Annotated in this window: 23 protein-coding genes and 3 pseudogenes; 8 read left to right on the top strand and 18 right to left on the bottom strand. The window is 49.4% G+C overall.

Translation table 11 applies throughout. From position 1 onward, the window contains the following. Positions 1-261, top strand: a pseudogene (locus tag H583_RS37030) (ISNCY family transposase); the annotation flags it as partial. A gap of 209 nt (positions 262-470) precedes the next feature. Continuing rightward, a complete protein-coding gene (locus H583_RS0113115; protein ID WP_028560873.1) occupies positions 471-914 on the top strand; it encodes a protein-tyrosine phosphatase family protein in 444 nt (147 codons plus the stop codon). Between the two features lie 125 nt (positions 915-1,039). Here the strand turns inward: H583_RS0113115 and dnaI are convergent, their stop codons facing one another. Both dnaI and H583_RS0113105 read right to left on the bottom strand, forming a co-directional pair. After that, entirely contained in the window at positions 1,040-1,993 is a 954-nt protein-coding gene (gene dnaI, locus H583_RS0113110) for a primosomal protein DnaI (protein WP_028560872.1), read from the bottom strand. 13 nt (positions 1,994-2,006) lie between these two features. Beyond that, entirely contained in the window at positions 2,007-3,509 is a 1,503-nt protein-coding gene (locus tag H583_RS0113105) for a replication initiation and membrane attachment family protein (protein ID WP_028560871.1), read from the bottom strand. Between the two features lie 1,067 nt (positions 3,510-4,576). Here H583_RS0113105 and H583_RS0113100 point away from each other — a divergent pair. Then, a complete protein-coding gene (locus tag H583_RS0113100; protein WP_154665880.1) occupies positions 4,577-5,230 on the top strand; it encodes a P-loop NTPase family protein in 654 nt (217 codons plus the stop codon). A gap of 98 nt (positions 5,231-5,328) precedes the next feature. Here H583_RS0113100 and H583_RS0113095 read toward each other — a convergent pair whose 3' ends face one another. Beyond that, positions 5,329-5,616 carry a YuiB family protein gene (locus H583_RS0113095; protein ID WP_028560869.1) on the bottom strand — a complete coding sequence of 96 codons (288 nt, stop codon included), beginning with the start codon at positions 5,614-5,616 and terminating at the stop codon, positions 5,329-5,331. A 263-nt stretch (positions 5,617-5,879) separates the two neighbouring features. Here H583_RS0113095 and hemQ point away from each other — a divergent pair, with 263 nt between their 5' ends. Beyond that, complete coding sequence (hemQ, locus tag H583_RS0113090; RefSeq protein ID WP_028560868.1) at positions 5,880-6,626, top strand: hydrogen peroxide-dependent heme synthase; 747 nt, start codon at positions 5,880-5,882, stop codon at positions 6,624-6,626. Positions 6,627-6,782: 156 nt separating this feature from the next. Here hemQ and H583_RS0113085 read toward each other — a convergent pair whose 3' ends face one another. From H583_RS0113085 to H583_RS0113075, 3 genes are all read right to left on the bottom strand, one after another. Then, the gene (locus H583_RS0113085; RefSeq protein WP_028560867.1) at positions 6,783-8,042 is read right to left on the bottom strand and encodes an FAD-dependent monooxygenase; all 1,260 of its coding nucleotides are present in this window, start codon (positions 8,040-8,042) and stop codon (positions 6,783-6,785) included. Between the two features lie 85 nt (positions 8,043-8,127). Next, positions 8,128-8,370 (bottom strand): hypothetical protein, encoded by a 243-nt coding sequence (locus H583_RS0113080; protein ID WP_028560866.1) that lies wholly within the window; start codon positions 8,368-8,370, stop codon positions 8,128-8,130. After that, on the bottom strand, positions 8,370-9,563 hold the full coding sequence (locus H583_RS0113075) for an NAD(P)/FAD-dependent oxidoreductase (RefSeq protein WP_028560865.1): 1,194 nt from the start codon (positions 9,561-9,563) through the stop codon (positions 8,370-8,372). Before H583_RS0113075 ends, H583_RS0113080 begins: the two co-directional genes overlap by 1 nt. A 283-nt stretch (positions 9,564-9,846) precedes the next feature. Here H583_RS0113075 and H583_RS0113070 point away from each other — a divergent pair, with 283 nt between their 5' ends. Next, positions 9,847-10,851, top strand: coding sequence for an NAD(P)/FAD-dependent oxidoreductase (locus tag H583_RS0113070; RefSeq protein ID WP_028560864.1), 1,005 nt, complete (start codon positions 9,847-9,849; stop codon positions 10,849-10,851). A gap of 382 nt (positions 10,852-11,233) precedes the next feature. On the opposite strand, the gene pflA is transcribed toward H583_RS0113070, so the two are convergent. The 7 genes and pseudogenes from pflA to H583_RS0113035 all read right to left on the bottom strand — a co-directional run bounded on the left by pflA (position 11,234) and on the right by H583_RS0113035 (position 19,945). Then, a complete protein-coding gene (gene pflA / locus H583_RS0113065) occupies positions 11,234-11,971 on the bottom strand; it encodes a pyruvate formate-lyase-activating protein (RefSeq protein WP_028560863.1) in 738 nt (245 codons plus the stop codon). 48 nt (positions 11,972-12,019) lie between these two features. Beyond that, a complete protein-coding gene (gene pflB / locus H583_RS0113060; RefSeq protein WP_028560862.1) occupies positions 12,020-14,293 on the bottom strand; it encodes a formate C-acetyltransferase in 2,274 nt (757 codons plus the stop codon). Between the two features lie 39 nt (positions 14,294-14,332). Further along, on the bottom strand, positions 14,333-16,936 hold the full coding sequence (adhE, locus tag H583_RS0113055) for a bifunctional acetaldehyde-CoA/alcohol dehydrogenase (RefSeq protein WP_028560861.1): 2,604 nt from the start codon (positions 16,934-16,936) through the stop codon (positions 14,333-14,335). A gap of 450 nt (positions 16,937-17,386) precedes the next feature. Beyond that, positions 17,387-17,923, bottom strand: a complete 537-nt coding sequence (locus tag H583_RS0113050; protein ID WP_154665879.1) for a hypothetical protein — start codon at positions 17,921-17,923, stop codon at positions 17,387-17,389. Positions 17,924-18,190: 267 nt separating this feature from the next. Beyond that, positions 18,191-18,331: pseudogene (locus H583_RS36635) on the bottom strand (IS1595 family transposase); the annotation flags it as partial. 525 nt (positions 18,332-18,856) lie between these two features. Further along, positions 18,857-19,000: a sporulation histidine kinase inhibitor Sda gene (gene sda, locus H583_RS32810; protein WP_036709512.1), complete on the bottom strand. Its 144-nt coding sequence runs from the start codon at positions 18,998-19,000 to the stop codon at positions 18,857-18,859. A gap of 273 nt (positions 19,001-19,273) precedes the next feature. Next, positions 19,274-19,945 (bottom strand): YheC/YheD family protein, encoded by a 672-nt coding sequence (locus H583_RS0113035; RefSeq protein WP_028560858.1) that lies wholly within the window; start codon positions 19,943-19,945, stop codon positions 19,274-19,276. A 201-nt stretch (positions 19,946-20,146) separates the two neighbouring features. Here H583_RS0113035 and H583_RS0113030 point away from each other — a divergent pair, with 201 nt between their 5' ends. The 3 genes from H583_RS0113030 to H583_RS0113020 all read left to right on the top strand — a co-directional run bounded on the left by H583_RS0113030 (position 20,147) and on the right by H583_RS0113020 (position 21,728). Further along, a complete protein-coding gene (locus H583_RS0113030) occupies positions 20,147-20,356 on the top strand; it encodes an alpha/beta-type small acid-soluble spore protein (RefSeq protein WP_028560857.1) in 210 nt (69 codons plus the stop codon). Between the two features lie 2 nt (positions 20,357-20,358). Further along, the gene (locus tag H583_RS37185; protein ID WP_169456488.1) at positions 20,359-20,502 is read left to right on the top strand and encodes a hypothetical protein; all 144 of its coding nucleotides are present in this window, start codon (positions 20,359-20,361) and stop codon (positions 20,500-20,502) included. A gap of 254 nt (positions 20,503-20,756) precedes the next feature. Further along, a complete protein-coding gene (locus H583_RS0113020; RefSeq protein WP_028560856.1) occupies positions 20,757-21,728 on the top strand; it encodes an MraY family glycosyltransferase in 972 nt (323 codons plus the stop codon). A gap of 192 nt (positions 21,729-21,920) precedes the next feature. Here the strand turns inward: H583_RS0113020 and H583_RS36125 are convergent. The 5 genes and pseudogenes from H583_RS36125 to H583_RS0112995 form a co-directional block, all read right to left on the bottom strand. Beyond that, a pseudogene (locus H583_RS36125) lies at positions 21,921-22,022 on the bottom strand (iron-sulfur cluster assembly accessory protein); the annotation flags it as partial. A gap of 171 nt (positions 22,023-22,193) precedes the next feature. Continuing rightward, a complete protein-coding gene (locus H583_RS32805; protein ID WP_245585911.1) occupies positions 22,194-22,955 on the bottom strand; it encodes an N-acetylmuramoyl-L-alanine amidase in 762 nt (253 codons plus the stop codon). Next, a complete protein-coding gene (locus tag H583_RS0113005; protein WP_342663525.1) occupies positions 22,952-23,386 on the bottom strand; it encodes a phage holin family protein in 435 nt (144 codons plus the stop codon). The genes H583_RS32805 and H583_RS0113005 overlap by 4 nt, the downstream gene beginning before the upstream one ends. Next, on the bottom strand, positions 23,383-23,574 hold the full coding sequence (locus tag H583_RS0113000) for a hypothetical protein (protein WP_028560853.1): 192 nt from the start codon (positions 23,572-23,574) through the stop codon (positions 23,383-23,385). The genes H583_RS0113005 and H583_RS0113000 overlap by 4 nt, the downstream gene beginning before the upstream one ends. A gap of 73 nt (positions 23,575-23,647) precedes the next feature. After that, positions 23,648-24,178 carry a hypothetical protein gene (locus tag H583_RS0112995; protein WP_028560852.1) on the bottom strand — a complete coding sequence of 177 codons (531 nt, stop codon included), beginning with the start codon at positions 24,176-24,178 and terminating at the stop codon, positions 23,648-23,650. Between the last annotated feature and the right edge of the window lie 2 nt (positions 24,179-24,180).

Here is a 24,180-nt window from a genome sequence, read left to right as displayed (position 1 = left end):
GTACGCGAAACGCTGGAAGGTGAGGTATTGCTCTGGATGTACGGACAGGCGTTTGCGCTCCAAGCGACGGACCGTCCAAGCCGTGATCCCGTTCTCACCCCAAAAGAAAAGACGGGTTCTGCGCAGCCACGCAAACCCGCCAAAGATCATCCGTGGAAAACCACGTATGACAACAACATCACTAAGCGTAACACAAAACAACGTTCGTTCCAAGATGCCATGTATTCGCAGCACAATAGCTATCCAGAGGCCTTCTGGTAACAGAGACCTTCATTTTAACAAGTGACATTTTCATAGCACAATTAGAGTGACATTTTCACAGACGTTTGACATACATTTTTAAGATTTAATGATGACATTGATTTATATTGCTTATAGGATTTCGTCATGTAAGAGCTGGGAATTTAATACACTTTACAAAGCTGATGGATGAACACGAAGACCATTGAAGATCAGGGAGGGATGACGGCTTGCCCAAAGTCAAAACAGCATGGAGCAGTTGCAGGCAGCTGGTAGAGGGAAAGGTGTGGATTGGCGGTCTTGGCGATATGACGACGCTGATTGAGAAAGAGCATTGTCAGATTATTGTCGATCTGCGGGCGGAAAAGGTACTTACCGGCAAGGAGCACCCCCTGCACTATATACAAATTCCGATTGCATCCGATACGGAAAACCAACAGTCTCACATTCACCAAGCAGTAGAATGGGTCTCTGAAATGGCCGAAGCAGGCTACAGACTCGGGTTGCATTGCTCGGAAGACCGGACCCGGACTGCCTGCATCGCAATCGGGGTGCTCATCAGGCTCGGATGCGTAGCGACCATTCATGAAGCACAGAATAAACTGAATCATTTATGGCCGGATTGCGGGACGGATGCGAAGCTCAGCGCTTCCCTGCATGATTTGTATCCGTAATAAGCGGACTCCGGCAAGCAATACAAAAAAGCCTTCCCGCAGCAGAGGTATCGGCAGACCATGACTTCTTATGAGGTCACTGTCAGCTCCCTGCTGCGGGAAGGCTTTCGTTATATTGGAACTCATCATTTGCCCCGTTTATTTTCCCCGGATACAAGCACATAGTCCACGAATGGGCGGATACGGTCCATCAAGCGCTGCCCTTTATGAAGTTCGTCGCCATCCTTGCTTGTGAAGCTGAAATGCTTCTCCAGCATATCCAGATCATGATTCGAAGTGTAAAAGGTCGGTTTGCGGTTCATCCGGTAATTCAGAATCGTCCCCATCACATGGTCGCGAACCCACGGGTTCAGATTTTCCGCGCCGATATCGTCGAAGACAAGCAGATCGGTTGATTTCATCAATTCCACCGTCTCTTTGAGTTTTTGCGGCTCCTGGAACATCGACTTCAGGTCCTCCACAAATTCAGGGACATAGACGATGACGCCCGAATATCCGGCCTTGGCCAGCTCATAGAGCATGTAGCACATCAGGAACGTCTTGCCCGTTCCAAACTTGCCGCCGAGATACAGTCCGCGTGTCTGCAGCCCCTCCTGCTTCGTCTGGTCAATATATCCCATAACATGCTGGGCGGATTTCAACCGGTCGAGGTCCTTGAACATAATTTCCTCAGCCGAATAGCCGCGGGATAGCGCGAGTTCGTCCACGTAAAAGCTGCGCACCCGGCTGCGGATTTGCTGCTCGCTCTGGTGGGCGATAAATTTTTTGCACGGTACCTTGCGGTCGACCAGTTGTGTGACACCACCCTGCGATTCGCTGGACAGCATCGTATAATGACCCTCAAAGTCGTTCGGGCAGCGGTCGAGACCAGGGCAATTAGAGCAGTTCCCGTGTTCTTTCGTATATTGGTAGACCCGGTTCAGATTGAGCCGGATCACATCTTCGCTTAATTCCGGATACTTGGCCCGCAGCTTGACTACGAGCGGATGGACCAATAGCTCCTCTTGAAGCTGTCTGGCCTTATCCGACATTTTGTTCCCTACAGGCCACTGCTTCAGCACTTCACCGAGCGATTCCATGCAGCCTCACCTCCTACTCCATCTTTCCATCCAGCTTGCGCGCCAGTCTGAGAGCCGCTTCCAGCTCCTCCGACGTAGGTGCCGCTCCGGACGGAGCATCCTCGACAATCGGCATGTTGGGCTTGCGGGTGCCCCGATTTCTCTGAATACCCGCTCTTGGGGCAGCGGTGCGGGTGTCCGTATGTTTCCGGCGCTCCTCTACATCCCCCTGCTCACGCACATAGCCCACCGCCTTCTCGAAGGTGTCTACCTGCTGGACGAGCATATTTCCTGCTACAGCATCAATAAAGGTTTTGCTGACACGCTGCGACTTCTTCTCGCCGAGCACATAATGAATGAGCACATTGATGACCGCTCCCGGCAGGCGGTAATTAAGATCAATCCGTTCAAATACACGCTCCATCCATTCGGGTACAGCGCCCGGGAAGAAGCGGGCCAGGAAGCGGGTATGCGGCTCATTGCGCATCAGCATATTGTACTGGGCTTTGTCACAGCGGCCAGTCAGCTGCACCGGCACCTCCAGCCAATTTTCAGCCTGTACCGCATGCTCCTGAGGCATTTCCTCCTCTGTATCCCCCTGCTGGATCGCTGCTATTTTTGCCAGCTTCCGCTCCCGCTCGTCTCCCCGCTTGCGATCCTGGCGGTAAAGCTGGTTGGCCCGGAGCTGAAGCTCTTCCTCCATCAGTTCGCCCGCACGCGAGAAAATGCCGTCCTCATCGAGCAAGCGGCATAAATCCACAACATTGAGGTTGTACTTGTAGGCGACATAATTCAGCTTCGCAAGCTGCTTTTGGTCGCCGCGCAGCCGCTCCACGAATGGACGGTTGCCCGCATGACGGGGGAAGCGCAAAATAATCTCACCGTACTGGATACCCGCTGTCTCGGAACTATCCGGTATCGTTCTTGTGCTTTGTCTGGAGGGTGCCACCTCGGAAAGCGCCTGTTCCAGCTCACTGTCCACAGAGTGGGTATTCAGCGAGAACAGCTCATAGAAGGGAACCGAGATGTTCTCCTTCTCCAATTGGGCGTGCGCAAGTTCGTCCGGTTCCCGGGACACGAATTCCTGCCGCAGGGAAATAAGCGCGAACTTCCCGATTTTGTCCCGCAGATACATAGTCAAATGCTGGTTCTCAAAAAACTCCTCAGGTCCGAGCGGCTCTGCCAGCTCATACTCAAAGATCACATCCTCGCCGTGCGGCATTGCAAGCCTTGAGGTTTGCAGAAGGCCAACTGCCTCAAGCCGCGAGGCATGTTCGATCAATGTCCTGCGTCCTTGCTCATTCATCTCCAGTCCCAGGCTCAGAAAAATCCGGCGCTGCGATTCCAGCTGCGAATAGCCTACCTGATCTGCCGGAACGTGATGATACAGCAATTGATAGAGACTGGCTGCCAGTGCGCCTACCATCGGCTGATAGATCATCTGAAGCACTTTTGAATCCATGCTGCTAAGCGAGAAATCCCGATATATGTAATAACGGTGATGCTCCGTGAACTGAAGAATATTCCCGATCCGCACCCGCTCACCTCTTTCATAGTCACTTGATTGGTTTTAAACTTGTTCCACTTTGAATTTCGTATATTTTTCCACAGACTCTTAACAACATTCTTGAAAACCTGCTTGTAATAAGGTCACTTAGCTTAGTTGTAATGCGCTATTCCTCGTTACACTGCGATTGAATTTACGCAACGTGTATCGTAGTGCTACCGTTTGGACTTTCGTTCTAACTACGCAACGCCTCGTAAAGTTGCCGCTTATCTCCGCTCATTACGTACAAAGAATCGTAGAGTATCATTGCTTATTCGTTCTAATACGCTACACTTCGTAAAGTACCGCTTATCTCCGCTCATTACGTACAAAGAATCGTAGAGTATCGTTGCTTATTCGTTCTAATACGCTACATTTCGTAAAGTACCGCTTATCTCCGCTCATTACGCACAAAGAATCGTAGAGTTACCGTTGCGCTTTCGGTCCAATTACACAACGTTCGCAAAGTTTCGCAAACGATCCACAGAGTTATCGTAACACTTTCGTTTTTAACATCGCTAATATCATCTACATAGTTTAACATAAATCGCACAACCTTTCGATGCAGAACAGAAAAGAAAAAGCAACCAGTCCCGTATCTGCGGCTGCCATAAGTTCTCATGCCCTTGCACTAAAATCCTAAACATAGATTGACAAAAATCGAATTATTGGATAATATCGGAAATGTATTTGTAAAATAAATCTAATTCAGGAAAGAGGCCTATCGATGTCACCTTGCTTTCACTCCATTAAATTGAGGAAGTAAAACAAACCCCGTTTTTAAACCTTCATATAGAAAGGTTTATTAGGGTTATCGTTTTACAGATCAATCGAATGGGATGGAGGCTTTTTTGGTGCGTACATATCGTATACAGTGCAAGATGCCCTTTGCTGTTTTTTCCTGCCTGTCACAGCAGCCGGTATGTTTGACGTATGGTCTGCAAGTCAGGCTTTTTCTGCTTCCCGAAGGCCTCCATCTCATTCGCAGTATAATCAAAGATTTCAAGTGCAATGAAGATGACAATCAGAGCCAGTTCAATCGGGAGGATGACAGAAAAATGAAAAAGAAAAGACTTATTATCGTAGACGGCATGCCGGGATCGGGAAAATCAACCTCGGCATCGATGATCGCACAGCAATTGGCCACATGGGGCAAGGAAAGCCGCTGCGTGCTTGAGCAGGAGGACAATAATCCTTTGCTTTTGACTGATTTTAATTGGGCGGAATTCCAGCATGAAGAGCAACAGGACAAATTCATCGCTTTGCTGGAAGCGAAGTTCAGGAAATTCGTAGATGAACGGCTTCAGGGCAGCCCGGACCTGACGATTATTGAGAGCGTGCTTTTTCAGGACGCCATCAACTGTGCCCATCATTCGGGCATGAACAGGGATAAGCTGCACAAATTCACTGCTTCCTTGCAGCAGATACTAGCCCCGCTGGAGCCTGTCCTGGTTTATTTTTATCAAGTGAATCCTGAAGCGCAGTGGCGCTATATATGCAATATACGCGGCAATGAGTGGGGACCCGTCTCCCTGCATACGGATGAAGACTTCCGTGAGGCCGGCGAATTATGGGGCAGCAGCCAGGCATTCGTAAGATCGGTTGTGGATGAATGGCAAATTCCTAAACTGATTATTGAAAATACAAGCTACGACTGGGATCGTTATACCAGAGAGATGAAGGAATTTGTATACGGGAATCTTGTAAAATAGTCTCTTCTTATCGAAAAAAATCTCTCCTTCCAGCAGCAGGATGACCGGATAACCGGCGGTTGCAGAAGGAGAGATTTCTTATTATCCCGCAGCTAAAACTAGAACATCTTGTAGCCGCCGCGGCGAAGTGCGCGAATCGTATAGCCGCTCACAAAGGCGCCTACGAGCGCAGTGACAGCCGGAGCGATATCCACATAAGTGTAGGCCTGCAGATTCTCAGCGAAGGCCATGGAATCATCCCATGTATAATAGATCCCGATCGGGAGCAGGATGATGACGAACAGGTACACCGGGAACCAGGTCGTCTTCATCAGCATATTCAAAATAAAGCCAATGCCGAACATCATAACGAAAAACAGCATCATGGCAATGATCATTTGGAGCATTCAGCGCTTCCCCTTTCATATGGTCACGTTCACGAATTGTACATGCTATAATGTAGTTTATTAAAACGCTTGCGTCAAGTCAATTCCGCCCTCTGTTTTGTCACAAGACCGCCATTTGCCCTTATTTCCATATTTAAGCTACAATATGATTGACGTTATGGCCCTGCCGGCCGGAATTTCCGGCATCACATATGAACGAAGATATATCGTCAAGTACAGGCCGCAAGTGAAAACGCTCACCGGCCGAAAAAGGAGAGATCTCAATGAGTGAAGCAGCACAAACACTGGAGGGCTGGTTTGCGCTCCATGATTTCCGCTCGATCAACTGGTCTGCATGGAAGCTTGCCAGCGAGGATGCGCGCCGTCAGGCTGAGGACGAGCTGAAGTCCTTCCTGGGCGCATGGTCCGCTGTCGAAGAAAGCAAGCAAGGCAGCACAGCCGTATACAGCATTGTCGGCCAAAAAGCAGACATCATCTTTATGCACCTGCGTGAAACGCTGGAAGAGCTGAATGAACTGGAGACGGCCTTTAACAAGTCGGCTATCGCCCAATTCACGACCCCTGTCTACTCCTACGTTAGCGTTGTAGAGCTGAGTAATTACATGGCGAAGCCAGGTACGGACCCTTCGGAAAATCCTGAAGTCCTCGCCCGCCTCAAGCCGATTTTGCCAAAAGCGGCCCATATCTGCTTTTATCCGATGAACAAGCGCCGCGAAGGCAATGATAACTGGTACATGCTGAGCATGGACGAGCGCCGCAGCATGATGCGCAGCCACGGCATGATCGGACGCTCTTACGCAGGCAAGGTCAAGCAGATCATTACCGGTTCTGTCGGCTTTGACCAATGGGAATGGGGCGTGACGCTATTTGCGGATGATCCGCTTCAGTTCAAAAAGCTGGTCTATGAGATGCGCTTTGATGAAGTTAGTGCCCGCTACGGCGAATTTGGCGACTTCTATGTCGGCAACCTGCTGGATTCGGACAAGCTTGGCAAACTGCTGAGCATCTAACAGCGCAGCCTGCGCGTCAAGTTTAAGCAAATCATTTAATCCGCAAGCCTCGCACGCCTTCACTATGAAGGCCGCGAGGCTTTTTTAATCAGCAGCGGCATTGAGGATCGGGACCCGATTTGACCTTTGTACATGCTTCTATATTTATCTCTTCATTTATATAGAAGGGGATCTATAGCTTAGCAGCCAGTCGAGCTGCTTCATCTGCAAGCGGCCTGGCATCCGCCTGAGCAACTGGTTGCGAAAGGCAATGGCCAGCGGATTCTCCAGTTGTACAACTCTCCCCATTCGCCGTGATTGCCGTACAACCCGGGATGTGCGCGGAATACGGATCTTTTGATAAGCCTGCATTGCAGCAACGGGATCCGCATGTTGCTTGAGGCAGGCCGCAAGCTGCACAGCATCCTCCATAGCCTGTGCCCCGCCCTGTCCCAGATTAGGCAGCATCGGATGCGCAGCGTCGCCAAGCAGTGTCACCAAACCGGATGACCAGAATCGAAGCGGAATTTTGTCGAAAATATCATGTCTTAAAATCTCATTTGCAGGAGTTGCCTCCACCGCCCGCTGTACAGGTTCATACCAGCCGTTCAGCCGCTTTAGCAGATCGGACTTGCTTCGATCGGGCGGTTGAATCATTCCTTGCGGAGCATTGATCGCAGCAAACCAGAAAATCCGTCCCCGGTCCAAGTGGGAGAAGCCGAAACGCAGCCCCTGGCCCCATGCTTCAAATCCTCCGCCCTTCTCAGGCGTATACCCGTCATCCTGCAAGTTGCAAATGCCTCTCAGTGCGGTAAAACCTGAATAACGGAGCTCCGAATGTCCGACAGCACTGGCGGAACCTGCCCGGGAGATCATTGCTGTGTTTGTGGAAGCCCCATGCCGGGAATCCCCTTGTGCATGATCCGGGGTATCCAGCAATCCTCTGCGAACAGCCGAATGAATACCATCGGCTCCAACCAGAATATTTCCGGCAGCATAAGTATCATCTTGGAAAAGTGCCGTCACGACTCCATTCTGCTGCTTAAAATCGCGCAGCTTCTTATTGTAATGAATCGTTGTATTCTGCAGTCGCTCCGCCAGCACCGCTTGCAATTCCTCCCGATGAACAAGATAGCTGAAGGTACCGTATCGCTCCGCCTGGACTTTTACAGGGAGCTGAGTAATCATTTTGCCATCATGCGTGCGAATATGGGCAATACCGACCTTGGCTCCCCGCTGCTTCACCTGATCTGCCACCCCCAGCCTTGTCAGAGCAGCAACAGCATTTGCAGCCAGTACAATGCCCGCCCCTGCCTCTGACGGTGCCGGAGCCTGCTCATATACCGTAACCTGCCATCCTGTCTGCTCCAGGGCGATGGCTGTACATAAGCCGCCAATCCCCGCGCCGATTACCAGTGCATGCCTTTCACTTTTCATTATCCAGTCCCCCCCGGTGCTATCCGATTGTCTGCCTGCAACCGCCAGTCAAGAGCGCTTGCAAGGCAAATAAAAAAGGAAGCTGTTATTCAGCTTCCCCCTTCATTTCCTCTAAGTATTGCTGCGTCGCACGATCACGTTCCCGGCCTTTTTCTTTCAGCCGTTCAATGCCGGGAACAATCAGCCGGTCGACCTCTTGCTGTACGGTGTAAGCCAAATCATACCGATTTTGCGATTCGAGGAACGAACCAACCTCCATCAGAGCATTATAGCGGTCCAGTTCCTCTCTGGTCAGCAACCCGCGTACCTGTACGCTGCAGTGCCTCATTACAGGAACTTCCCTTTACGCAGGACGAGCGGAACGCCGCCGATAATGAACAGGTAACGAAGATCGATCATTTTTTTCAACCAAGCCGCGGAACGGCCTTTATATTTCTTGCCGAAAGCAATTCCGATCGCTTCACCCTTGCCTAAAGAGGCTACCGTACCTTTGTTCTTGAACTCAAATCCTTTAAGCGACTGCTTGCGGATGGCGGCCACCAGATTGTGGGCACATACGACGCCTTGCTGCATTGCGATCTGGGCAGTTGGCGGATACGGGCGCCCTTCCGGGTTAAATACGAGCGAGTTATCTCCCACGATATAGATATTCTCGCTTCCTGGCGCACGCAGATACTCATCGACCTTTACACGTCCGCGCATCGTCTCGAAGCCTGCTTCTTCAATAAGACGGCTGCCGCGGATGCCTCCGGTCCAGATGACGGTCTGGGAGCGGATTTCCTCGCCTTCCCCGACGATAACACCATCAGGTGTGCATTCCTTTATCGCTGTGCCGATTTTGAATGTGACGCCTTTCTTTCTCAGCACTTCCATGCCGTATTCCACCAGCTCCGGATCGAATCCAGGCAGCGCAGTTGGAGCGGCTTCTATGTTATACAATTTCACGATGGACGGATCGACATCGAACTGCTTGCACAGCTCCGGCAGACGGTCTGCCAGCTCGCCGACAAACTCGATGCCTGTAAAGCCTGCGCCGCCAACAATGAAAGTCAAATAGTCCGAACGATGCGGCTCGCGCTTGTAACGGGCAAACTGGTATTCAATATGCTCCCGGATCAGACGAACAGAGTTGATGCTGCGAATGTTCATCGCATATTCACTCATGCCGGGGATACCGAATGTTTCCGGCTCGCCGCCTACTCCAATGACCAAATAATCATAAGAAAGGGTACCATCCTCCAAAATAACTTTCTTATCTTGTGGACGGATTTGCACAACGGTTGATTTGACAAAGTCAATTTTGAACTCATCGATAAGCTTGGAAATGCTGACACGGGCATTTTCAGGATTATCCGTACCGGCAGCCGGCATATGCAAATGGGTCGTAATGTAGTGATAGTCGTGCTTGTTGACAAGGGTCACATCTGCTTCATTGTAATTTAATTCTTTTTGCAGACGAAGCGCTGTGAGGATTCCGCCGTACCCTGCTCCAAGAATGACAATCTTCGGTATGTTACTCATTACTTAATCCCTTCCATTCCTTGTGAAAAATTACACAAACCAGATTGTAATTCTATGTCTCTAGGGTCTAGTTTATGTCAATCAAACCGCGCTTATTATCTGTCTTGTCGGTTCGACAAAAGTCTCCGTGTATATACAAATGAAATCATATCGACTTTTCAATAAAAGTTCAAGGGATAAAAATACGAAAAACTTTAGAAAAACATACAAATTTTTATTTCTAGTTCTTTTCTGGTAAGCTTATACTCGTAGTATACCAAACTTCTTGGAGGTGCAGTTTTTAATGAGTCATTCTGAAGCTTCAACAGATCACATAGTGGACATTGCGATAATCGGCGCAGGACCGGCCGGAATGTTTGCTGCATTTTACGGAGGGATGCGACAGGCTTCGGTAAAAATTATCGAAAGCATGCCTCAATTGGGCGGACAGCTTGCCGCATTGTATCCTGAAAAATATATTTATGATGTAGCCGGGTTCCCCAAGGTAACCGCTCAGGAACTGGTCAATCAGCTTAAAGCTCAAATGGAGCACTTCGAACAGGAAATTTGCCTGGAAGAGAAAGTGTTCAATGTGGTCAAGAAGGCTGAGCGTCATTTTGAAATTCATACAAATAAGACGGTACATCATGCCAAAGCTGTAGTTATATCCGGTGGGGTAGGCGCTTTCGAACCTCGTCGTCTGGAACTTGATGGTGCTGACAAGTATGAGGGCAGGAACCTTCACTATTTCGTCAATGACCTGCACCAATTTAAAGGCCAGAACGTGCTCATCAGCGGAGGCGGAGACTCTGCGGTTGACTGGGCACTGATGCTGGAGCCGATCGCCAAGAGCGTCACTTTGATTCACAGACGCGACAAATTCCGTGCTCACGAGCACAGTGTTCAAAATTTGATGAATTCTTCCATTCAGGTACTCACACCAACTGAAATTTCTGCTTTACATGGCGATGACCGCATTCATGCCGTCACGATCAGCGATGTGAAGACAAAGGAAGAGAAGATTGTCGATGTTGACGCCGTGATCGTCAATTTCGGCTTTATTTCGTCCCTGGGACCAATCGCACAATGGGGACTTGAGATTCAGGGCAACTCCATCGTTGTCGATACCCGCATGGAGACGAATATTCCGGGCATTTTTGCAGCAGGGGACATAACGACCTATCCGGGCAAGCTCAAGCTTATCGCCGTCGGATTCGGCGAGGCGCCTACAGCCATTAACAATGCCAAGGTCTACATTGATCCTTCAGCCAAGCTTTCCCCAGGCCACAGCAGTAACATGAAGCTATAATTCATACTCTTTTATAACCAGGCGTTATAAGTACGGCCCTTGCCTCCTTATATAATAGGAAGCAAGGGCCGATTTTGATTGGGCGAAAATTGGAAAAATCGGCAGACAAGACTACTTTGGCTAAGTCCTTCCGCCTAATTCCACAGTTCTCATTTCCCTTCAAAAGTCATATTATATTACGACAAAAAGTGACATTTTATTCTGAGTTAGTGAGGGACAAGCAAAATCTGGAATAGATTGCATGAACAAAGCCTGGAAGCTGGAACAGAGCAATGCTGGCGGAGGGTCAGGAATGGCGCAGCTTTGAGCTTCGCTGATAGTACTGGTGAGCTCTATGATATCGAAACAGGAACACGTCAGGACAGAAAGAAGCGGCAGCCCTTCAGGGTGAGGCTGCCGCTTCTTTTCTAGCTGCTTCGATAATGGCCTTGGCCCGCTCCACCTCTGCCGCTGATGGCGTCTGAACGCCCTCCAGCGGATAGATGCGTCCAAGCTGCTGCCATTTGTATACGCCCATTCTATGGTATGGCAGCAGCTCTATCCGCTCTACTGAATCCAGCCCGGATACATACCGGCCGAGCGCGGTCAAATCCTGCCAGGAATCCGTAATTCCAGGGATAAGTACATGCCTGACCCACATTGTCTTGTGCTGCCCTGCCAGCCATGAGGCAAACCTCAGAATTCGTTCATTGGGCTGGCTGGTTAGCTGTTCATGCCTGGCGCTGTCCATCTGCTTCAAATCGAGCAGCACCAGATCCGTATAATCAATCAGCGAGCGCGCATTGGATGGTTCGCAAAAGCCTGAGCTGTCCAGCGCCGTATGCAGACCGAATCTTTCCTTGACCGTCTTGAACAGCTCGGCTACGAATGGCGCCTGCAAAGTCGGCTCTCCACCGGTCACGGTTATACCGCCTCCCGATTTACGGTAATACACCAGATAAGGCTCCAGCTCCGCAATGACTTCCTCGACCGACATCTGACGGCCTCCAGAGGTTTCCCAGGTGTCAGGATTATGACAGAACCGGCATTGCAGCGCGCAGCCCTGCATGAACAGAACGAAGCGGATGCCTGGACCGTCTACGGTGCCAAAGGTATCAATGGAATGGATCCGGCCTTTCATGGCGCATGCCCCCTTTAACGAATGCCTACCTATTTATATAAGGATGTGTTACACGGAACCGTGGAAGGTCCGGTTAATGACATCAAGCTGCTGCTCCCGGGTCAATTTATTAAAATTAACGGCATAACCGGATACGCGGATCGTAAGCTGCGGATATTTCTCCGGATGCTCCATCGCATCAATCAGATGCTCCCGGTCGAATACGTTAACGTTCAAATGATGTCCGCCGCTTGCCGTATAGCCGTCAAGCAGGGAGACGAGATTGGCGTAACGGGCCTCCTCCTCCTTGCCGAGTGCTTTGGGTACAATGGAGAAGGTGTTGGAGATGCCATCCAGACTGCTGTCATAAGGCAGCTTTGCAACCGAGCTTAGAGAAGCCAGCGCTCCTTTGCGGTCCCGTCCATGCATCGGATTGGCGCCTGGTGCGAACGGCTCGCCAGCCTTCCGTCCGTCCGGTGTCGTCCCTGTCTTTTTGCCGTATACGACATTAGAAGTAATCGTCAGCACCGACATCGTAGGTACGGCATTGCGGTATGGCTTATGCTTGCGCAGCTTCTCCATGAAGCCCTCAACCAATTGCACGGCAATGCCGTCTACCTGATCGTTGTTGTTGCCATACTGCGGGTACTCCCCTTCAATCTCAAAATCTACGGCAAGCCCCTGCTCATTGCGTACAGGGCGCACTTTCGCATATTTGATTGCACTCAGACTATCGGCCGCTACGGACAATCCGGCGATACCACAAGCCATCGTACGTACAATATCCCGGTCATGCAGCGCCATCTCAATTCGTTCGTAGCAGTATTTGTCGTGCATGTAGTGAATAACATTCAGCGTGTTCATATACAGCTTTGCCAGCCATTCCTGCATGATCTCGAATTTAGCCGCTACCTCTTCATAATCAAGCACCTCAGAGGTGATTGCGGCGATCGGCGGCCCGACCTGAATGCCGAGCTTTTCATCAATACCTCCATTAATCGCGTACAGCAGCGACTTTGCCAGGTTGGCACGTGCTCCAAAAAACTGCATTTGCTTGCCGATCCGCATCGCTGACACACAGCAGGCTATGCCGTAATCATCTCCGAAACGGGGCCGCATCAGATCATCATTTTCATATTGAATCGAGCTGGTCTCTGAAGAGACTTTGGCGCAATAGCGCTTGAACTTCTCCGGAAGCTGCTGCGACCACAGCACCGTCAGGTTTGGCTCCGGAGCAGGACCCAGATTGTACAGCGTATGAAGGAAGCGGAAGGAGGTGCGCGTCACCCTTGTCTCTCCGTTCAGCCCCATCCCGCCGATCGACTCTGTTACCCATGTCGGATCACCGCTGAACAGCTCGTTATAATCCGGTGTCCGCAAAAATTTCACAATCCTAAGCTTCATGACGAAATGATCGATCAGCTCCTGAGCCTGTTCCTCGGATAATGTTCCTTCAGCCAAATCCCTCTCCAGATAAATATCCAGGAAGCTGGATACACGCCCCAGGCTCATTGCCGCGCCATTTTGCTCCTTGATTGCCGCAAGATAAGCGAAGTAGAGCCATTGAATCGCTTCTTTCGCATTGCCTGCGGGCTGTGAAATATCAAATCCGTATGAGGCCGCCATCCGCTTCAGCTCATTCAGGCTGCGTATTTGCTCGGACAGCTCCTCGCGCAGCCGAATCACATCCTCACTCATAGCATCCACTTCAAGCTGAAGCAGCTCCTCCTGCTTGCCGGCGATCAGCCGGTCTGCACCATACAACGCGACCCTCCGGTAATCTCCGATGATACGGCCGCGGCCGTAAGCATCCGGCAGCCCCGTGACGATTCCTGCTCTCCGTGCAGTCCGCATCTCTGTTGTATACGCATCGAATACACCCTGGTTATGCGTCTTGCGAATTTCTGTGAACAGCCGGGCCATCTCCTCCGGGAGCTGAAAACCATACGCGGAGCAGGCGTCCGCTGCCATCCGAATTCCGCCGTAAGGCTGAACAGCTCTGCGCAGCGGCGCATCGGTCTGCAAACCGACAATCGTCTCTTTATCCTTGTCAATATAGCCTGGGGCATGAGAAGTAATCGAGGATACCGTGTGGATATCAATATCCAATACGCCACCGCTGAGCTGCTCCTCCTGCAGCAGCTCCCGCACGCGCTGCCACAGTTCGTCCGTCTGACATGTCGGTCCTGCCAGGAAAGCCTCATCCCCGGTGTAGGGGATGAGATTGCTCTCCAGAAAGGCATTCACATCAATCTTTCTTCTCCATGAGAGTCCTTCAAAGTGGCGCCATGCCTCATTTCCTTGCTTCGCCTGCCCCGTAAGTTCCCGTTCCATCATCGCCATTGCGACAGCACCTCCAAGGTTGAATTAGCGTTCAAATTCTTAAAATTTGCCATAAAACGCATTGCGGTACACGTCAGCCAGCTCTGTCACAAGCGGCATTTTCGGATTGGCAGTCGTGCATTGATCTTCAAAAGCACGGTCTGCAAGCCGGTCTACCTTCGCTTCGAAATCCGCTTTATCAAAGCCCAGCTCACTGAAGCTCTCCGGGATGCCAAGCGAACGGTTCAGCTTGCGGATCGCTTCGATCAGACTGCGGACGCCTTCCTCCTTCGTCTTTGCCGGCAGTCCCAGCATCCGGGCAATTTCCGCATACCGCTCATCCGCGACGAACCGGGCATATTTGGGGAAGGAAGCAAATTTCGTCGGCTTGCGGGCATTGTATTTGATGACATGCGGCATCAGAATCGCATTGGTGCGGCCGTGAGCGGTGTGATATTCGCCGCCCCATTTATGCGCAAGGCTGTGGTTAATGCCCAGAAATGCGTTGGCAAAAGCCATGCCGGCTATCGTCGATGCATTATGCATCTTCTCCCGGGCTACCGGGTCTGCTTCATGATACGACTGCTCCAGGTATTGGAAGACGAGACGGATCGCCTGTAGCGCCAGGCCATCGGTATAATCATTTGCCATGACCGATACATAGGCTTCGACGGCGTGGGTGAGTACATCCATCCCCGTATCCGCGACCGCTGTCTTTGGCAGACTGTATACAAAATCCGGATCAATGATTGCTACATCCGGCGTCAGCTCATAATCAGCCAGCGGATATTTTGTATTGCCCTCCTTTTTATCTGTAATTACGGCGAAGGAAGTCACTTCCGACCCCGTACCCGAGGTCGTCGGAATAGCTACGAATTTGGCTTTGCGGCCCAGCCGCGGATATTTGTATACACGCTTGCGGATATCGAGAAACTTCTGCTTAAGCGAATGGAAGTTCGTATCGGGATATTCATAGAACAGCCACATTGCCTTCGCCGCATCCATCGGCGAGCCTCCTCCAAGTGCAATGATACAGTCCGGCTGGAAGGCTTCCATCATCGCCCTGCCCCGCTCCACCGTGTCCACCGACGGGTCCGGCTCAACATTCGAGAACACCTCGATATAGACCGGATTTGGACGCTTGCGCAAATAATATTCCAGCTTCTCCACGTAACCCAGCTTTACCATCGTCTCATCGGTGATGACCATGACCCGGGAAATATCCGGCATCTTCTCCAGGTACTGCGTCGATCCCTTCTCAAAATAAACTTTAGGCGGCACCTTAAACCACTGCATATTGACCGTCCTGAAAGCAACACGCTTAATGTTCAGCAGATTGACGGCAGTTACATTAGAAGTTGTCGAGTTATGCCCGTAAGAGCCGCATCCCAGTGTCAGCGAAGGCAGATTCGTATTGTACAAGTCGCCGATTGCGCCATGCGTCGAAGGCGCATTGACGATGACTCGGCCGGTTTGCAGCCGCTTGGCGAATTTATCGATAACATTGCTGTTGCGTGAATGAATGACCGACGAATGGCCCATACCGCCAAAGGCAACGACCTCAGCCGCCCGTTCAATACCCTGCTCCGCGGTCTTAACTTTATAGCAAGCAAGAACCGGGCTTAGCTTCTCAGCGGACAGCGGGTAGGCTTCCCCGACACCTTGCAGCTCCGCGACTAATATTTTTGTATCGTCCGGCACCTGAATACCCGCCATCTCAGCAATTTTCACCGCGCTTTGTCCGACTATAACGCCATTGACCGCGCACTTCTCCTTATTAATGACCAGCCCCGATACCTGCTCTGTCTCCGCTTTGGTCAGAAAGTGACAGCCGTTGTCCTTCATCAGCTTTTTCACTTGGTCATAGACAGGCTCTTCGATAATAACGGACTGCTCAGAGGCACAGATCATGCCATGGTCAAATGTTTTGGACAAGATCAGATCGGTCACTGACTGCTCCAGATCAGCTGACTGTTCAATCAGACAAGGCACATTGCCCGGCCCGACTCCGAGTGCAGGTTTTCCGGTACTGTAAGCCGCCTTCACCATCGACGCTCCGCCTGTTGCAAGCACAAGCGCAATATCCGGATGGTTCATTAGCAGCTGCGTGGCTTCGAGAGAAGGCGATTCAATCCATTGTATACAATGTGCTGGCGCCCCGCTTGCCACTGCAGCTTCAAGCAGTGTTCTGGCTGCGGCCGCGCTGCACTTCTGTGCAGACGGGTGGAAGGCGAAAATGACCGGATTGCGTGTCTTGGCGGCAATGAGCGCCTTGAACATTGTCGTTGAGGTCGGGTTGGTCACTGGCGTAACCCCGGCAATAATACCTACCGGCTCCGCAACGAGCTGATAGCTCTCATACGGATTTTCTTCAATTACGCCGACCGTTTTACTGCTTTTAATATGGTGGTAGATATACTCTGTTGCAAAAATATTCTTCGTAATTTTATCCTCATATACGCCGCGTCCCGTTTCTTCCACCGCCATTTTAGCAAGCACCATATGACGGTCCAGCCCTGCGAGCGCCATGGATTGGACAATCCGGTCGATGTGTGTCTGATCCAGTCTGAGATACGCCTCCTGTGCGCGCTTTGCCCGTGCGACCAGTTGAGTGACTTCCTCCTGTGCAGGCATGGAATTGAGGTTGCTCTCCTTAACAGCCATAGTAACTCCTCCTTTTGAGTATGCGGGCAGCCTTGCTAAGAGCCGCTCAAACATGAAGCCTGGAATTGTGTGCCAAGAATGCTGCAACAGCCTTATGAAGTGGGATCATTGTTGTTACCCTTATCATAGAGGGAATGGATTTAATTGTATGTGATTTAATTCACATAAAAACAAATTCAAATATGTTAACTGCCCAAAACCGCTTGAACGATGGGCTTTGATGCCGTTACATTTCAAATGAATACAGCAACTTTTACAGGCACAGTGTCGTTTCACTTACAAATAGAAGCCATTTATAAAAGTGAAACTTTTATAAATGGCTATGTTAAATCTCAATGTTGTTTTTACCCCAAAAGAAAACCGCCCTTTGAAAAGGCGGTTAATTTAACTATCGTTCGCCGTTAGCTTAACAGTGTTTTACGAAATAGCTTTATTACCTGAATTAACCTATTATGTTTTGTTTTCAATTGCTTTATTTATATAATCTTTTATCAAATGGTAGATATCCAGTTTCCATACTTGATCTTCTTTTTGTAGCCCTAGAGCCATGGAATGAGTCGTTGTTTCTATACTAACCGTAATAAGTACAGTTACCTTATTCTCCTCGGACGTACTCTCATCCACTTTTATAGAATCATAATATCTGTAATGTACTGCTGTTTCGGAATCATAATTCATTGCATACTCGAAATAATCTTTCCGAAATTTATCTTGGTCAGGAAGTTGCCCCCCATTAAAAGTAATCTCATATATCAAGTCTGGATCGCCTATTGATAGACAGTAAAGATAAATCAGCACCATGTCCTCAGGGGTGAAATTGTAAAGGTCTTGCAAGTTCCTCTCAGATTTAAATCGGGTAAAAGCCTCCTGCTTTTTTAAAGATAGCTGTTTCAGATAAGAGAACTTTTCAACGTATTCCTCAACAGGATTCTTGTTTATATCATGATTGAAAGACTTTTTCACTTGGCCTTTTTCGAGGGCTTCCAAGGGAGTTTCGGACCTCATGGTCTTATCTGTGTTCCCACTGCTACATGCTGACACTAAGGAGATTATAACTAGCACTAATAAAACTAATCCTGCTTGCCTCAATTTATCACTCCTCAATATAACAGATTCATCACACCCTCAAATTACCCCTCTCATGCTACCACATTTTGGACTTTCCTGCCTGTTAGTTTAGCAATAAGAAGCCGTTTAATGTTGCAGATACTTCGTTGCAACGCCGTTAGAGCGGTCGATCCAGCGTTTCAATCGGATTTGGTCGATACTAATACCACGATATTTAGCTTTACCGCCGCGTTTACGGGACTTGCGTTCAAAGATGTTTCTTTTCCCTTTCTCAGAGTGCAAGAAATAGGTCTCGTCAATTTTGACGATACCTTGAACTGCAAGAAATATACAAGTTCCTGTTTAACGCTTTCATTTAATGCGTCAGCGAGCTTCTTTATTTCCTTTAACTCCATGATATATCATCTCCGAACTAGCATTATATCTTTTATTACGCCCATATTTGTTCGGAAATTAATCAATTATCAACAACAAGATTTAACATAGCCTTATTATAAATTCTTATATTTTAAAAAAGGACAGGGTATCCTACCCTTGGCTTTATTCACGTCAAGCAAACGCTTAACGGCCAAAGGAGGATACCCTGCCTGTGTTATGTCCGGTGTGCAATGGAATTCATGTGTTGAAAATCGAATGTCCTGCTTGTGACGGCATGATGACGGATGATGGAAGAGTACAGGACGAATGGGGTCCCTACGCTCCTTATCAACCTATAGATAATGAAGCGGGACACTTGTCCAACTCCCACAATAAAACGTACTGCCAGCATCAATGCCACTGTAAGAAATGCGGGAATGTGACCGAAATCATGGTTGCCGGGCGGGAATCGTACGGAATATGAACCCTTACTCCTTACGCACCCAGCCTATACTTTTTGGGTTCAATCTCTCTTTTTTTGATTTCCTCGAAAAGCATTCCAATAAATTCAGGGTCTAAACCAAGCTGCACCGCCAAGTTGTAACTGTCGACAAGCATTTCATCTGAAAGGATCTCCATGTTCAACACATCCTTCCCTTTTTCTTCCTCATCATCTTAACATGTCCCAATTATAAGAACAACTGTTCCATTTATCCACATTACTGTGTGGAAATCATGTGCACAGAATGTGGACAGGCGTCGAATTGTGAGGAAAATCACTTGGGGATGATGTGGATAATTTTATACACACCCAATTTTCAGATCTGTTTCATAAAAAAATCAAATGAATAACCATTGGTTGATAAATTTTCATGAACGAAAATTTTGTCAACCTATGAATGATTTTGTATATTATTGCGGACGGGTATTGACCTCAAAAATCCATATCTTTCCGTTACGGTCAAGTCCGTAGTCAAAGCCGAGCTGGCCTACCCCTGGAAACCTGCTCTCCAGTACCCGGGTTGAGATTCGGGTCAGTTCCCGCATTTCATATTTCTTGCGTTTGACAAGTCCGGAAGAGAGCGATCTTCTAATTCCCTGGGCAGCCGTCATTTGTGTGCCGCCCCGGCACAAGTTTGTGACGAACAGTCCTTGGCGCGCCAGCCGGCCTACCATGGAACGGATCACCCAGCCTTCCCCTGCCTTGACATGCTTCACCCGGTAATCAATTGGCCGTCCGCTGATTGTGGCCAGATGGATGCCGCGCTGGATCAAATACCTCCTGTTTTTCTTAACTCGTGCGAGGGAAGCGGTTAAGGATTCAAAGGAAGAGAAGCTTCTCCGGTCCGAGTAATACGTATAGCTGTAGCCGCCGTTCGTACGGTTGACTTTGATAACGCCATGTCCCCCTGCCCCCCTCACCGGCTTAATGACGACCATGCCATAAGCGGAGAGCATACTGCGCAAATTCTCTTTGGTATAGATTCTTGTAGGAGGAATATGGGGAGCAATTCGCGGATGCGACAGCAGCGCCGATGTCTTGGCCCATTTGCTGGCAAGTTGTCTTCCGATACCTTCGCCCATCTCTTCAAGTCTCCTTTCTTGGAGTTATACTATATATGTATGTAGGAGAGACAGGTGTCTCTTGGATGATTGACGCCTGTCAGACGCCTTAATTGGATGGCAGGATACAACCATAAAAAATATTGCTTCCATCCCATATATATGCATAAAGCCGTCGGACTTGTTGAATAATACTCCTGAATAAACCAGGAGGTGGATAAAATGGCAAGAAACAATCAGCTGGTAGTCCCACAAGCGCGCGCAGCGCTGGAGCAAATGAAATATGAGGTCGCACAAGAGTTGGGCATTCAAATCCCGCAGGACGGCTACTATGGCAACATGGCTACTCGTGATGCCGGTTCACTCGGCGGATACATCACACGCCGTCTGGTGCAAATCGCTGAGCAGCAGCTCGGCGGCCGCTCAGTCTAATCATGGACAGCGAATATCTTCCGGCCAATCTCCCTTCTTCCCTGCTCGAGGAGCTGCAGCAATTTGAGGCGCATTGCCGGGATATCACAGGCGAAGACATTGTCGTAATCGCCTATCAGCCACAAAATGAGCAGGATGCAACCTGATCTTCCCCCTTTGGGGATACGGGTTACATAATAAACAGGTTTGACTAAATACCCGTCGGTTTGGGGAATTCAATTCTGGATTCTCCTGGACTACGGGTATTTTTGAAACCTTTTCAGCCGGAGGATCGTCCAATTGATTGAAGAAAATTCCACAATTCCTCAAAACCCTCCATTTTTAAACAAAAAACATCTTACAAACAGGTATAACGAAGCTTGGTCGGATTTGAATCATGCAGATTCTATATGAACAGGAGATGGTCCTTATTATTTATCTGGCTTCTTTTTTAACCGCTTTTGCCATTGTTCTATTTTTGATTCCCCCATTTCGCAAGTTAGCATTCCGTATCGATTTTCTCGATAAACCAAGACAAGACACAGAGCGCAAAATACATAAAGAACCGATCCCTCTGACAGCGAGCTATGCGATATTTCTGGGCTTTTTCATTGCTTACTTCATCTTTACTTCATCCGTGACGCCTGCAACCTTCGGCATATTAGCGGGTTCTGTGTTGTTGCTGACAATCGGTACGATCGACGACTGGTATAAAACCCGCGGTAAAGACTTCCCGGCGCTGCCCAAGTTCATTGTACAGATTATGGCTGCAGTAATCGTCTTTTTTTCAGGCATCACATTCGAGGGGTTTATTAATCCGTTCACCTCCGAATTCGTTCATCTTCCTTATTTACTGCAATTCATTCTGACCATTGCCTGGATATTTGGCGTGACGACTGTTATTAATTTCTCGGACGGAATGGACGGGCTTGCCGGGGGATTGTCCACCATTTCTTCGATGACACTCTTCATAGTTGCCTGTGCAATGGGTCAGACGGACTCGGCGATTATGGCGATTATTTTGGTAGGCGTGGCCCTGGCTTATTTGCGGTATAACAAGCCGCCGGCCAAAGTATTCATGGGGGATGCGGGGGCAACATTTCTGGGATTCATATTAAGCGTTATTGCGCTCGACGGCGCATTCAAGCAGGCAACCGTGCTGTCGCTGTTTATTCCAATTCTGGCGCTTGGCGTTCCGATCTTCGATAACCTGTTCGTTGTCTTCAAGCGTCTCCTGCAAAAGAAGCCGATCTATCAGGCCGATGCCAGCCAGATTCATTACCGCCTTCTGCATACAGGCCTCAAACCGGTACAGGTGATTTCCTTCCTGTTCCTGATCAGCATTTGCTTCTCGTTGTCTTCTATTATATTGTTATTAATTAATATTTATTAATTGGAGATCGGCTCCATGGTTGCATATAAATAATGAAAATAGAGCTCTTGTCCTTCAAATCGGAGGACGAGAACTCTATTTCGTACAAATGCTTATTTTGTTGTATGATCTGCAAAATAAAAACCTCCCTAACAGCCGGGATCAACCATCAACTGCAAGAGAGGACAATGAAGCAGAATGGTATTCGCTTAATCAGCACTCGCCCGCTTCGCTCGGTTTGCCCGCATCGGTAGCTGTTCTGAAGCTGGAGCCGCAGCCGCAGGTAGCGGTTGCGTTCGGATTCTCGATTGTGAATTATAACGGTATGCCAACGTAAGCAAAAAGCCCGTTAAATCAACGTTTTCGCACGGTATTGTGGGTTGATAATCGCTCGGGGGATTGTTATTGTTCCACGCCTCTAACGACCAATCTCGCTAATCGTATTGTACCCAAAGGAGCCGCGGATTTCAAGCAAAATATACCGCACTACCTCGTAATCTCCACCGTCTTCGCCGCGCCATCCCACTTCACCTTCGCGCCCAACGCTTCGGCTACGGCCCGAACCGGCACGTAAGTAACACCTTTCTCCACGTAGCCTTTTTCGGCTAATGCAGTCCCGTTTACTTTTACGGTGGCTTCGAGCCTGCCGGCTTTCTCGGGCTCCTCGATCACTTTCGGTTCCTCCTTCGGTTTCAGTCCGTACAATCGTACGATTGCCCCAACGATAGCCGTCGCGACCTTACGCCTGTATCCGTCCGATTTCAACAGCTCCGCTTCCGTCCGGTTCGTCATGAAGCCGGCCTCGACCAGAATCGCAGGCATGGCGGTATTTTTGATTACGTAAAAGTCCGATCTCTTTACGCCGCGGTCCCGTCGGCCAGTTTCCTCGATGAGCCTCCGCTGTACGGCTTCGGCCAATTTGACGGAAGCCGCCGAAGCATTCACGGAAGCAAACGTCTCGATTCCGCTAGCATCGCTCCACCCGTTACCGGCCGCATTTGCATGAATGGACACGAAGATATCCGCCGACCAACCGTTTGCTGCCCGCACCCTTTCCGATAAGGGAACGTCTCGGCTGCCGTCCGCAGCGTGTGTAAACAGGACGGATACGCCGGAATACTTTACGAGGTCCTCCCGCACGTAATAGGCGACCGCGGCGTTGAACGCAAATTCCCGCATACTATCGTCCGGGCATCGTTTGCCTGCGGTATTCGGACCATGACCGGCATCAATCGCAATTTTCATCATTTATCGTCTCCTTTCGAGGCCGCGTCGCCCTTCCGCTTCAAAACCTCGATAATATCCGTAATCTTATCCGGCAGCGCGAGGCCCGCCCGCCCGATATTCTCGGTTATACTTACGAGTTCATTCGCGATATAAAAATACGCCGTGGCCGCGATGACCACAGCGTTAAGCTCAAGCAGCACGTCGATCCGGTGCGCCAGGATAATTACGAGCAGCATGAGTCCCTTTTTCGCCAGGCCCACGGAGGCCACCGCCGAGTTAAGCCCGCGGCCCTCCTTAAGCGAAGCCGTGACTCCGGATATGATATCGACGACCATCGCGATTAAGAGAAACGTAAGTGCCTCCGACCATCCGCCGAATGCGAATCCGATTACCGCGCCGATTCCGCCCGCCGCTACGCCCGTTCCGGGATTTACCGTAAGAAAGTTCATCATTCGGACGCCTCCTCTTTGTCTACGTTAAAAACCGCTAGGGCCGCGTCTATCTCCGCTTTCAGTTCGGATAGGATTTCGGATTCCCGGCCGGGATGCAACTGGAGGAAACCGTTGATTACGTTCTTAATTTCGGAAACCGGCTCGCCTGCATTGACGAGGATTTCGAGTTTATGCGTGATTTGCGCCATGTTTACGCCACCTTTTTCGTAAATTAAAAAGGCCGCCTACGTAATGTAGACGACCTGTAAACGCGTGTTAATGTTAGTTAATTTGGGAAGCTTTTAGTTCTGCTAATCTCTTTTCAAGTTCTGCTTTTTCTTTCTCTTTTGCTGCCAATTCTTCACGAATTGCAGGCTTCTCAGACTCTGGAGTTCCCGAAACTGGGTTTAAGCGGAGATTCAATGACCAAATGTCTGCACCCAGGAATGAGATTTTCGTCTCAATTGCTTTAACATTCGGCTGCTCCTCTTCTGTCGGAGAGACTCCACTCTCTTTTTTATCAGGAGAATGAGTATTCAAACTATCCCCTCCATTACTCGCTGTTTTAGGAGATTCCAAATAAACTTTCCCGTCCTTGTACGTCACTTTATACCCAGCAGTCTCGTAAACCCTACGTATAGGAGCGAGGCTGGTCCCGTCTACTATTGCCGCAGTATCAAACGGCATCCCATCAAGAAAAACTGCCGTCTCGCTTGTAACTTTCTTTCCGACGTAACTAAGGGAGTCGGCCGCAGCCGTCACCGATAATGTTAACGCTGCTCCTACAACTACGCCTACTACGAATTTTTTCATAG

Source organism: Paenibacillus pinihumi DSM 23905 = JCM 16419 (genome assembly GCF_000422505.1).
Classification (GTDB): Bacteria; Bacillota; Bacilli; order Paenibacillales; family Paenibacillaceae; genus Paenibacillus_D; species Paenibacillus_D pinihumi.
The sequence above is the reverse complement of the archived record's forward strand: the minus strand, read 5'-3'. Positions and strand labels throughout refer to the sequence as shown.